Genomic DNA, 12069 nt, shown 5'->3' with positions numbered 1-12069 from the left:
CAGAGCCAAGCTCAATGGGGGCTGGCAAGACCGACTCCCTATATTCTCTTTTGGTTTACACTCACCCTGAGTTGCTACTTGAGGCGGTGAAGAAGAAATCCTGTCAATGCTCACCGGTATGCACAGACAAGACTTGATCTCGATTCCTTGACTCCGATCCTTAGAACGATGCCTTGAGCGGCAGGCCGAAGTCTGCCGCTCAAGGCTAGTTTAGACACCGTGGCCGAAGTCGTTATCAATCGTGTTCAACAGCCAACCACCAAAACGCGTGCCATTGGGCGCCATGGTGGGGGCGGCCATTGTTGCTCCAGCCTGCTCGAGGATGCCGACGCCCCACGGACTCGTGACGAGGATCTCGGCGCGAAGATCTGCGTCGTAATCAGCGCAGGTTGCGAGCCGGTTATCCCCAGTGTTCAGCAGCCATCCGCCGAAACGTGTGCCATTTGCCGCCATCATGGGCGCCGTCAGGTTGTTGCCCATCAACTTGAGGATGCCAACGCCCCACGGACTCGTGACCAGGATCTCAGCATGGTGATCACCATCGAAGTCGCCGGCGCGGCCGAATGAGTTGTCTGCTGTGTTGAGTAACCATCCGCCGAACCGCGTACCGTTGGGAGCCATCATCGGAACCGAGAAACTGCCGCCTGACAATTTCAAAATGCCGATACCCCAAGGGCTGGTGACCACGATCTCGATGCGCCCGTCGCCGTCAAAATCGCCGACGGGGCCGAAAGAATTGTCTCCCGTATTGAGCAACCAGCCGCCGAAGCGCGTGCCGTTGGGGGCCATCATTGCCATTGTCATTGTGCTTCCGGATAGCTTCATGACTCCGATCCCCCACGGACTGGTTGCGAGGATCTCGGCCTGGCCGTCGCCGTCAAAATCGCCGACAGGGCCGAAAGAATTATCTCCCGTATTGAGCAACCAGCCGCCGAAGCGCGTGCCGTTGGGGGCCATCATCGGCGCGTTGAGCGTGGTTCCGGCTAGCTTCAGTACTCCAAGGCCCCAGGGACTCGCAATCAGGAGTTCAGCCTTGCCGTCTCCGTCGAAATCCCCTGCTGGACCAAAAGAGTTATCTCCCGTATTGAGCAACCAACCGCCGAAGCGTGTGCCGTTGGGGGCCATCATCGGCGCAGCCATGGTCGCACCAGACTGCTTCAGCACACCAATACCCCAGGGACTCGCCACAAGGATTTCCGCCTGTCCGTCGCCATCATAGTCTCCAGCAGGCCCGAAATGGTTGTCGGCTGTGTTGAGCAGCCAGCCACCGAAGCGCGTCCCATTAGGGGCCATGGTCGGCGCGTTCATCGAAGAGCCTGCCTGTTCCAGGATTCCCATTCCCCATGGACTGGTGATCAGGATCTCGGCCCGACGATCACCATTGTAATCCGCGCTGCGGGACTGATATCGCGCCGCTTCGGGGATCAGTTCACGTAAGTTCGGTCGCATGCCGATGCGCTGGCTCGCCGGCCGGCCGGGCGCATCCTGCTGCGGCGAACCGCATGCACGGACCAGCAACCTGGCACTTGGTGAGTTCAGACGCCGATGCCCTCGTGCCCGAAGTACGCCTTGTGTGGCGGCAAGAGCCCCGACTACCACCGGTGACGCACTGGATGTGCCGTTAAACTGGTTTGTGTACCAAAGATCCTGGTTCGAGCCGCCCTGGAGATCACCATACCCGGTCGTCGTAACCTCCCGGCCCCAGCCCTGGACATCCACGCGAGCGCCGTAATTCGAGAAGTCGAGGCGAGAACGGTCCGGTCCGTGATCACGGCCGTGTGTTCCCGTCGGCGGCGCTCCCGCTCCCACGATAACCGCACCCGACGATGGATTGTTTGTGTTAAATGGGTTTGTCCAACTCGTCGGGAAGCCAGTGGGTCGGGTGTTGTAGATCGGATCGTCGAGATCCTGGAAACCGTTGCCCGCAGCCTCCACGACGATGATGCCCTTCAACACCGCATAACGAATGGCCGCGAAATCGTCCGGCCACCACTCGATGGCGATATATCCCAGTTGCCCCTGCTCGGGGTTCGGCGTTCTGGGGCCGGCGCGGTGGATTTCCAGCAAAATGATGTCGCCTGCTCCCAGCTTGTCGGCGGCGGCCTTAATCGCTTGCGCGCTTGATTGATCGCTGAAAGAGGATGCGCTGATTGTTGCATCCGGGGTAATACCGGTTATCCCGATTGAGTTGCGATCGCCGCTGATGACACCGAGGACGGCGGTCCCGTGGTCGGTATTCCCCATGCTGGTGCCCGCCACTACGCCACCCTGATTCTGCAAGAGATCCTCGTGAGTGAATCGCCATGCCCATTCACAGTCGATTATCTTGACTCCTGAACCGCCTCCACCAGGGATGGTCCCGGCGAATGTCGCATCAATGCCACCTGGCGCAACCGCGAGATAACCCTGGTTGGCAACAAAATCGGGCGTGGCCGGCGGTGCATCGGCCGCATCCGGTTGCATGTCATTCAAACTTTGAATTCGTTGCGCTTCCGCGACAGTCGGCGGCGCCCCGGCCGGTTTTACATATGCGGCTTCAACCAAGTCATGAGCCAGAAGTTGGTCAGCGAGGCGGTCTAGTTTGTCCTCCGCTGCCGCAATTCGGTAGAACATCGGAAGATCGAGAACAGGTTGGGTGTCCGGCGTGGCATCTCCTTGGAGAGATTCCACCAGGGTCTCGACATGAGCACGGGTGCGATCCTCACTGAGGCCGAACATGGGATGCATTACCGCGTCATGGGACGAAAGCAGGGATGAGAGCGCGGTGGTGTCCGCCCCGGTTACCGAAGCGACATCCGCTCCACCCGCACGTAGACCTGCCTCACGCTTGACGAGTACGACCAACTCGGGACTGTCGCCTCTTCCTTGGGACGAGATGCGGATGACTTGTGGCATGTTCGATTCCTCCTTTCGGCTGTTTTATCCAGGTGGTTTACCACGAGGCTTTGCGTAGGCACTGTCAACGCCTTCGCAGGCAAGCAATTGTTCGACAATATTTTCGATCTTTGCCGGATCAACGTGGGCTATGAAATATGTGGCTAATTCTGATTCCGAGGTTGACTGGTGAAGAGGCTTTATCGAAACACCAGCCCGAGTCACGCAGGCTTGAACTGCACGATGTCCAGGGCTTCCCGGCTCCACTGCAGCCGGAGCGAGCTTGACGATAAGTTCGACCGGAGCGTTCATATTGGACACTGAATTGCCCCACGGCAGGTTGTTTGAACAGCCGCTTAGTACAAATGCATAAAATGGAACAATGAGCGGCAGAGCGTCTAGCACAGCGCACTCAGCCGGTTCAGCCCTTGTATCCTGCAAGTCGGTTCAGCACTCTACTCTAATCCCCGGGATGAATTGAGGCCACGGGATGAAATGGGATGACATATTCCTCTGTGCGTACCAATGCTCTCTCCTTCATCTGGATGTTGAAGGAATCAAGCTGATGGCCGACGAATTTTTGAGGGCCCTCCCTTGATGCACCCCGCTGGCAATTGATTGGGCAGCAAACAAGATGCCAGGAGGGACGCGGAATGCCGATTCCATCAGGCAATACGTATTATTAACAATTTCAATGTTCTACATATGTCGGACCTATCTCCATAAAGAGGACGCTTCTCTCACGATCCCCGTGCGATGTATCGAAATGGATTCAAGAGGTGAATCCAAATAGATTCAAATCTATCCGAAAACGAAAAACCAACCCATAGTCCGCATTATTCATGATGGTTCGTGACGAAACCGACAAGACGCCTGGCGAGACGGGCACGCGGAGCCCCGAGAGGCCGAGGCATACTTGAAACAGTATGTTGAGGCCTTGAGGGGCGAGCCTGCCCGCTAGGCCGCAGACAAACCGCGGCCAGGCTCGTCGCAGCCGCGTATCGGCGGTTGCAGTAGAAACACTCATGAATATTGCGGGCTAGAACCCCGGTGAGCGCTGGAGCTGTGACTCAAATCCCACGGAACCCCGTCCTGCCAGAAGATTCCTTCAGCTCTACCCAGTCTACATTTTTAGTCGAGCGACACTGTATCGCAATGGATACGGCACTGTATCGCTTTCGATACCTGTGGGTGTAGGAATAAGAGTGCAGTGGCTCACTACGAAGAACTGCCAATGCGCATCGTCCGCATTCTCCAAGGGTATTGGAACGCCGGCTACTTGTGCAGTCCCTCATCTCGTAACGGTGGCATTCTTGCATAAGTAGAAGGCAACTGCTCGCATTGACCAGGACAGTAAGTTTGTTCCATGGCCTGGTGAGGTCGATCTATCGAGACCTGAAGTCCTGCGGAGTGAATGCTATGACAGAGAGTCCTCTTGTCCGCATGAATCAGAAGCCCCGGCTACCCTCCACCTGGCGCTCCTGCCTCATCCCCCGCAGTGACACCATTCGATCGTGGCTGACCGCGCCGTGGGTGTTTCGCCTGTTCAACGCGATCTTGAGACGATGGGCGCCGGTGCTGGAGCTGGGCAAACTGGTGATTGTCAGTCGGCACGCCGATGTGGTGGACGGGCTGGCGCATGACACAGAGTTCACGATTGCCGAGATCAACGCGGAGCGCACGAATCGCGACAACGGCCCCTTTGTCTTGAGCATGGACCGTTCCCCACAACATGACCGTGAAAAGGACCTCTTGAACGACGTCATGTATCGCACGGATCTCGAGCGCATCCGCGCCATTGTCTCGACCAGGGCCGAGGAATGCATGGAACGCGCGCGCCGACAGGGGTGGCTGGACGTGGTCGGCGGACTGACCCGCATCGTGCCGCTGCGCGTGCTCGGTGAGTATTTTGGCGTGCCCGGGCCGGATGATGCAGTGATGCTGCGCTGGATGCGGACCCTGTTCAACGATTTGTTCCTGAATCCCCTCGACTGTCCAGAGACCGCGCGCCAGGCTGAGGAATCGTTCGAACAACTCCGGCCCTATCTCCTCGGATGGATCGCTCGGCGCAAGGACGAGATCGCCTCCGGCCGTCAGGACGTGCCTGATGACGTGCTCACCCGCATGCTGCGTCGACAGCGCGAACCAGGCATGGAATGGCTGGACGACGACGCGGTGCGCCGGAATATCTCCGGCCTGATTATCGGGGCACTCGACACGACCAGCGCGTCCGCGGTTCGGGCCATCGACGAACTGTTGCGACGTCCCGCCTCATGGGCCGCTGCTCGTGAGGCAGCATTAGCCGGCGACGAGGCGACTGTGGCGCGGTATGTGTTCGAAGCCTTGCGATTCAATCCGCATAATCCGTTCGTGACCCGATACAGCCAGGAAGGAGCCACCGTCGGTCGCGACAGCCCGCGCGAGCGCCGACTACCGAAGGGCAAGATCGTCGTCTTCGGTACGTTCTCCGGGATGTTCGACCCAGCGGTGTTTCACGAACCCGGGGAATTTCGGACCGACAGGAATCCGACAGAGTATCTGCACTTTAGTTCAGGCCTCCATGCCTGCCAGGGTCGCTACATCAACGGCGTGCAGATCCCACTGCTGGCGGCTGCCGTGCTGCGACTTGGCAAGGTATCCCGAGCCTGCGGATGGGACGGACGCATCGCCTGGGATGGCCCATTTCCGGATCGGTTGCTTCTCACGGTGGCGAATTGATCGAGCGTGGCAGGATGCGGAAAAAGCCCGCCAGCGGCGTTCTCGCGTCGCTCAGAGGCTCAACGTACCGAAGCGTACGCCTCGCCGCTTCGCTCGCTGCGGCCTTGCTGGACGGCCTTTTTGCGCATCCTGCTGGAAATTGGTGAATGACATGGTTGAACAACACGCGTTGACGGTGATCGTGCCGGTACCGGATGAGAAGATTGAAGGGCTTCGAGCGCTGTTGAATGCCGTCGGCCAGAACATTATCAATCCGGGTGAGCCAGGAGCCGGCAGCGTCAAACTGGAAAAAGTTCGCGACGATCTCCCTCCATCGCGAGCCATTCAATCTGGCCCCAATTTCATCGAGTTTGGCCGGCTGACGACGGTGCATTTCCTTCGTTGGGTGCTCCTTGAGCCGGCACGCGATGCAGCGGGCGGACCCATTGCGGCCAGCCTGGTCTTCTCGACCGACTATGACGGCCCATTCGAGGAGCACCTGAATGAACTGGTCCTGGTTGCCGAGCCGGCCCTGCGCACGATCTACTCCTTTTGCGACCCTCCGCCTGGGAGTGAGTCGCTGCAAGTCTACTTATCGACGCATATACGACAGGAGGCGGCTTTTTATCGAGGACATCCCGGGCGGTCGACTCAACAGATCCTAACGGTCGACGATCAGAGCGAAGAGGAACTCCGTCTGTGGTTGGAACTGGAGCTCGATCGGATTCATGCCACTGGGTCGGCAGCTCCGGCCACCATCGTTGAGCGATTACGTGAGGCGACAGGCCGAAGCGGGTGGAGATCGGCGCCTTCAAGCGGACTGCCGCCTGATATCGCGACAAGAACGCTTCTCCTGGTTCCCCTCGCAGGACTGATTCTGTTGGGGATTCTGTATGGAATCGGGACGCACTTCTTCGATCAGATTCCGGCTCGCGTGCTCTTCACGTTGTCGACCCCAATCGCGGCATTCGCGCTCTTCGCCGCCCTGGTGAACCTGCTCGATCGGATCGAGCATGGGCGTGAGCAACGAATATTGCAACGGGAAGGGCCTCCGAAGCAGGTGGATGGGTCGATCGACCCCTATGTGGCCGACCGGAGCGACGTCCGTCTCCGGATCGTGACGGAACTCGAAGACCGTGGCCCCTTGGTGCAAAACCAAATGACGCATGTGGCGAACATCAAGCCCGGCATGGTCAGGCTTGCGCTCTTGCGCGGCCTGTTGGCGATCACCAACTTTCTGGCCCGCGCGCTGTTCGTGCGTGGCACCTTGACAGGGCTCTCAACGATCCATTTTGCCCGCTGGGTCTTGATCGACAATAATCGGAGGCTGCTCTTCTTCAGTAATTACGATTTCAGTTGGGAAAGTTATCTGGGCGATTTCATCGACCAGGCGTCGGACGGACTCACCGGTATCTGGTGCAATACGACCTTTTTCCCGCGGGTCCGGTTCCACACGGTGACTGGACTGGTGCGCCTCACGATGCTCGTCCTCCGATTCTTGCCTTGGTTTTCCCGGCTGCCGACGGTGCGGGTATCTGAAGGCGGCGCGCGACGAGAGCAGGAGTTCAAGCGGTGGACCAGAGACCATCAAGTTCCGACTCAGGTGTGGTATAGCGCCTATCCCCGGCTCAGTGTCACCAACGTGAACGGCAATACCGACATTGCGCAGGGGTTGTTCCTGCCGCTGACCGGCGAAGCGCAAGCGGCTTGGTTGCGGTGTCTGTAACGGTGCACATGTGATGAGAGGTCGAAGATGATTCCGTCCAACGAACCTCGGCTGGAGTATCACGACATTCAAGGATTGGTACAGCACGACTATGTGGAGCTGCCGTCGGCGATCTTCGTCCTGTGCCAGGTGACGGACCATGAACGTGCCCGCGCATGGCTCGCCGGTTTGGTCGAACAGATCGAGCAGGTCAGTCGGCCCGACCTCGATCATCCCAGGCGCATGAGCGCGGTGCATGTGGCCTTCACCAGCCAGGGGTTGAGCGTGTTGGGCCTGGCGGCGGAGGTGCTGAATCAATTTCCCCGTGAATTCCGAGAGGGGATGGCCACCCTGCAGCGGGAACGATTGTTGGGTGACCGTGGCGAGAGCCGCGCCGTCAACTGGGAATGGGGGGCCGGACGCGATTCGATGCGGACCGACGACCATCCGCGGCCGGACCCGAGGCTGCACGTGATGCTGATGGTATACGCGCAGGATGCGCACATGCTGCGCGAGCGGATCGAGCAGCTGTTACCTCGTGGAACGGATCAGGGGCTCCGTGAACTCAAACGGCTCGACACGGTATTTCTTGCCGGCCCTGAGCGTGAGGCCGACGGACGAGCAGTCGGGCCGAAGGAACATTTCGGTTTCAGGGACGGAATCGGCCAGCCGCATGTGGCGGGGATGCCTCCGCGCGATCCGCATGTGACTCCGGCGGAGGGGAACCGCATTGCGCCAGGAGAAGTGCTGCTCGGGTACGCCAACTCATACGGCGAAATGCCGGAGGGGCCTACTGATGCCCAGGGCCTGGGTTTCGGGAGGAACGGCACGTTTCTCGTGTTCCGGCAGATGCGGCAGGACGTCAAGCAATTCTGGAACTATGTCGCTGCATGCTCAGACAGTGAAGCAGACGCAGCGATCAAGCTGGCGGCGAAAATGGTCGGGCGCTGGCCTGATGGCACCCCCCTGGTCCTGTCCCCGGATCATCCCAATCCTGAGGCACGGACGCACGATCGATTTCTCTACGCGAGCGACCGAGATCATCCCGATCCCCATGGCATACGTTGTCCCATCGGGGCGCACATCCGCCGAACCAATCCGCGCGACTCACTGGGTGATGATCCAGCACGGGCTTTGGGACTGGCTAATCAGCATCGCATCATCCGGCGTTCCAGGGCCTATGGACCGCCGCTGGTCGAGAATATGGATCCCAAGGGCATCATGCGCGCCGTCGACAATGGGGTGGAGCGCGGACTTCATTTTCTCTGTCTGAACGCCTCCATCGGCCGCCAGTTTGAATTTGTGCAGAGCCTCTGGGCCAACAATCCAAAGTTCGGGAATTTGTACGAAGATCCCGATCCCTTGATCGGCGTCCAGGATGGTCGAACAGGACAGTTCACCGTCCAAGGCGAACCGATCCGCTGCCGCTATGCCGGCATGCACCGGTTCGTACAGGTGCGCGGCGGTGCCTACTTCTTCTTACCCGGCATCGAAGCCATTCGAACGCTCGCGCGGAATTCGACGACAGCGGTGAACCGATGAAACCCTCAGAACATTTCATCCTGCTGAGGAAAGGACAACTATGAGCACACATAACATGAGGTCTAGTTCTTGGACTATGATCGTCTTTCTTCTATTGATGTGCGTGCTAGGAATTTTGAGTGATCCAACGAGTGCGAGAGCCCAATGGGGTGGATGGGAGAATTTGGGAGGAACTATACCGGAAGAACCGAATTGTGTCAGTTGGAGCTCAGACCGCATTGATTGCTTCGCCCGGGGAACGGACAGCGCCATGTACCACCGCTGGTGGGACGGGAGCCAATGGGGCGGCTGGGAAAGCCTGGGCGGTGTCATTTTGGAGGCGCCGGACTGTGTTAGTTGGGGTGCGAATCGTATCGATTGTTTCGCGCGCGGGACCGATCTTGCCATGTACCATCGGTGGTGGGATGGGAGCCAATGGGGCGGCTGGGAAAGCCTGGGCGGTGTCATTCTGGAGGCGCCCGAGTGTGTCAGTTGGGGTGCGAATCGCATCGATTGCTTCGCGCGCGGGACCGATCTTGCCATGCACCATCGCTGGTGGGATGGGAGCCAGTGGGGCGGCTGGGAAAGTCTCGGAGGCACTATTCTGGAGGCACCTGACTGCGTTAGTTGGGGTGCGAATCGCATCGATTGTTTCGCCGGCGGGACCGATCTGGCCATGTACCATCGCTGGTGGCCATGTCCTTCCTGTGGGGTAGCGACCCGACGTAATATCAAGACTTTCACGGATACGGACCTCAACGCTCTGCGCCACGGCATTGAAGTGATGCAGAGCCGGCCGGAGACAGATCCAACCAGCTGGATCTATCAGGCCAACATTCATGGAACCTTCGACGCTCAGACGCTAGAGGCATGGAACTCCTGCCAGCATGGAAGCTGGTATTTCCTCGCGTGGCACCGCATGTATCTCTATTATTTCGAGCGTATCCTGCGGAAGGCCTCTGGTAATCCAGAATTGGCGCTTCCCTACTGGGACTACAGTGACGCAGGCGATCCCAATGCACGCCAAATTCCACTGCCCTATCGAGAGCCGGCAAACTCTTCGAGCAACCATCTGTTCGTGACGGACAGAAGTTCCGTGATGAATGCCGGAGGACTCCTCCCCTCATCAGCGGTGCAACTCTCTGCCTTGTCCCGTATCAACTTCAGCTCTCCGGCCGGTAGTAGTCTGAGTTTTGGCGGCCAGCGATCCGGTCCCGGTCATGGTCTGGGTCCCCATAGTCAATTCGAGAGTACCCCGCACGACGCTGTGCACGTCAACATCGGCGGCTGGATGGGCAGCTTCGAGTTTGCAGCCCGTGATCCGGTGTTCTGGCTCCATCACACCAACATTGATCGTCTATGGGAAGTCTGGCTCGCCCAAGGGAATGGGCGGAGCAATCCCACCCCAGGGCAGGGCGATCCATGGCTGACTGCCTCCTTTACCTTTTTCGATGAAAATGGAACTCAGGTGACATTGACAGGCGCCGACATACTCAATACGGTGACCCAATTGAATTACCGCTATAACGACCCTCCAGAACAACACAAGATTCGTGGGCAGGAGAAAGCATCCAGTCAGGTCGGCCAACCAAGGCTCCTTACCGAAAAGGACACGAGTCATCTCATGCTCAAGGATGAGCCTGTATCGGTCCAATTGAAACTTCCAGAGGAAAAACGGGAGGTGGTCAAGGGCGGACTCGTGCTCCACCTTGAAGACGTCGAGATCGAGGATATCCCTATCGGACATTATGAGGTGTACGTCAACTTGCCTGAAGGTGAAGCGCCTAATTATCAGAGCGCCTACTATGTGGGAAATATCTCCTTCTTTGGCCTGTCACCAAAGAGCGAGACGGAGCGGGCAGGGAAACCAACGCAAGGGTCCTATGCCTTTGACTTGTCCGACGTCGAAGCGAAACTGAAAAATGCCGGGAGATGGACTGGGGACGTGAAGGTGACGTTCGTGAAAACGGGTCCACAAGCACCTCCAGGAAGGGAGAGGAGGGAGATGATTGAGAAGGCCGGCAAACCGGCCAAAGTGAAAATTGGACGTATTAAAGTCACGAGGGAGTAACTGCCCATTGTGGTGGCAAGCGGAGTTGAGCTTCAGCTATGAAGACTCCGTTAGCTGGGAAGCGTGAAGGAATCGGGGTCATTAATGAATTGAGGTCACATCTTGCTGTGTGCATGCCAATAAGCAGAGGGAGACGAGGAATGCACATGGCAAGGTCTGATCCTCGCATAGTGACCACACGGCACGAGAGGTGGAACCGCACTATGGAACAATGGACTTATTCCCTTTTACTTCCTCCGCCTTTGGGGCGTTGATCCCTGGATATACCCAGGAACAATATCTGGATAGACGGCCGTGCTTCGCCGTCTATCTCGGCCCACGACATCCTGACGCAGGCGAACAAGGGACAGAGATTGCGGATGTTTCTGGTAGGTTGCAGAGACGATTCAGCACGAGATATGCCGTGTGCTCATCCCAGGCGGATGAGCGGTTCACTTGATAGTTAGGGCATCAAACTGAAAAAGGAGAACCTCTATGAAAACAATCACAAACTTCGCTGGTCAGAATTGGCTCATCACCCCGGCCGCTCTCGCAGTGGGAGAACGTTCGCCCGCGAGCATACATGATCAGAAATGGTTGCTGGTCCTATCCGGCGTTGTATTGGCCGACCTCAAAGGAAACAGCACTGGGCAGTGGCTCGGAGAAACCCTGTCCTTTCAGCCGGACATGGCGGGACCCAATAATTCGGGCCCCTTGAATTGGGCGATCAGCCGCTTTGGAATCCCGAGACCGCCGGCCTCGATAAACCATTATGTTGGGTTTTCGCTGGAAGAGTGGGCACCGTTTGCCTCCCTCAGTTCGATCTTCAACCAGGGTCACTCGGTAAACTCCGGCTTCGCTGTGGACACGTGGCGTCCTGCCCCGTTCGGGAGTGGGACAGATGCCCTGTCTAACCAACCAGTCACCCAAATTTTCAGCGGTATCCGCGTCGATGTGGCCGTTCGTGACACGGACGCCTGGATCTACCGTGTCAGTTACAACATCACCCTCCTCGGCAAGATTGTTTTCCCGGTCATCGTCATCGAGTGAGCACGGTAGTCGGGTAGGTTGGGCAGCGGCTTTATCGCTGCCCAACCTTTCCACTGAACCCGGACTCCGCAGTAGCAACCGAATCCAAAAAGCCGGTTCCAGAACCATACTGATAATTAATGTCTTGAGTTGCCAGTTCTGAACTGCGCCGCAGTTGAACATAGTGAATGCT

Annotated in this window: 6 protein-coding genes; 5 read left to right on the top strand and 1 reads right to left on the bottom strand. The window is 58.1% G+C overall.

What is annotated here, in order from left to right:
- Positions 1–210: 210 nt before the first annotated feature.
- Positions 211–2895 carry an FG-GAP-like repeat-containing protein gene (locus P0119_07920; protein MDF0665989.1) on the bottom strand — a complete coding sequence of 895 codons (2685 nt, stop codon included), beginning with the start codon at positions 2893–2895 and terminating at the stop codon, positions 211–213.
- Between the two features lie 1398 nt (positions 2896–4293).
- Here P0119_07920 and P0119_07915 point away from each other — a divergent pair.
- The 5 genes from P0119_07915 to P0119_07895 all read left to right on the top strand — a co-directional run bounded on the left by P0119_07915 (position 4294) and on the right by P0119_07895 (position 11897).
- Positions 4294–5592 carry a cytochrome P450 gene (locus P0119_07915; protein ID MDF0665988.1) on the top strand — a complete coding sequence of 433 codons (1299 nt, stop codon included), beginning with the start codon at positions 4294–4296 and terminating at the stop codon, positions 5590–5592.
- Positions 5593–5743: 151 nt separating this feature from the next.
- On the top strand, positions 5744–7297 hold the full coding sequence (locus P0119_07910) for a hypothetical protein (protein MDF0665987.1): 1554 nt from the start codon (positions 5744–5746) through the stop codon (positions 7295–7297).
- A gap of 27 nt (positions 7298–7324) precedes the next feature.
- Positions 7325–8818, top strand: a complete 1494-nt coding sequence (locus P0119_07905) for a hypothetical protein (GenBank protein MDF0665986.1) — start codon at positions 7325–7327, stop codon at positions 8816–8818.
- Between the two features lie 97 nt (positions 8819–8915).
- Complete coding sequence (locus tag P0119_07900) at positions 8916–10868, top strand: tyrosinase family protein (protein MDF0665985.1); 1953 nt, start codon at positions 8916–8918, stop codon at positions 10866–10868.
- A 474-nt stretch (positions 10869–11342) separates the two neighbouring features.
- Entirely contained in the window at positions 11343–11897 is a 555-nt protein-coding gene (locus P0119_07895; GenBank protein ID MDF0665984.1) for a hypothetical protein, read from the top strand.
- The last annotated feature ends 172 nt before the right edge of the window (positions 11898–12069 follow it).

The organism is Nitrospira sp. (assembly GCA_029194665.1).
Classification (GTDB): domain Bacteria; phylum Nitrospirota; class Nitrospiria; order Nitrospirales; family Nitrospiraceae; genus Nitrospira_D.
The sequence above is the reverse complement of the archived record's forward strand: the minus strand, read 5'-3'. Positions and strand labels throughout refer to the sequence as shown.

Excerpts from the sequence above, each read along its gene's own strand:
- P0119_07920 (MDF0665989.1), bottom strand. The coding sequence starts at position 2,895 with ATGCCACAAGTCATCCGCATCTCGTCCCAAGGAAGAGGCGACAGTCCC.
- P0119_07915 (MDF0665988.1), top strand. The coding sequence starts at position 4,294 with ATGACAGAGAGTCCTCTTGTCCGCATGAATCAGAAGCCCCGGCTACCC.
- P0119_07910 (MDF0665987.1), top strand. The coding sequence starts at position 5,744 with ATGGTTGAACAACACGCGTTGACGGTGATCGTGCCGGTACCGGATGAG.
- P0119_07905 (MDF0665986.1), top strand. The coding sequence starts at position 7,325 with ATGATTCCGTCCAACGAACCTCGGCTGGAGTATCACGACATTCAAGGA.
- P0119_07900 (MDF0665985.1), top strand. The coding sequence starts at position 8,916 with ATGTGCGTGCTAGGAATTTTGAGTGATCCAACGAGTGCGAGAGCCCAA.
- P0119_07895 (MDF0665984.1), top strand. The coding sequence starts at position 11,343 with ATGAAAACAATCACAAACTTCGCTGGTCAGAATTGGCTCATCACCCCG.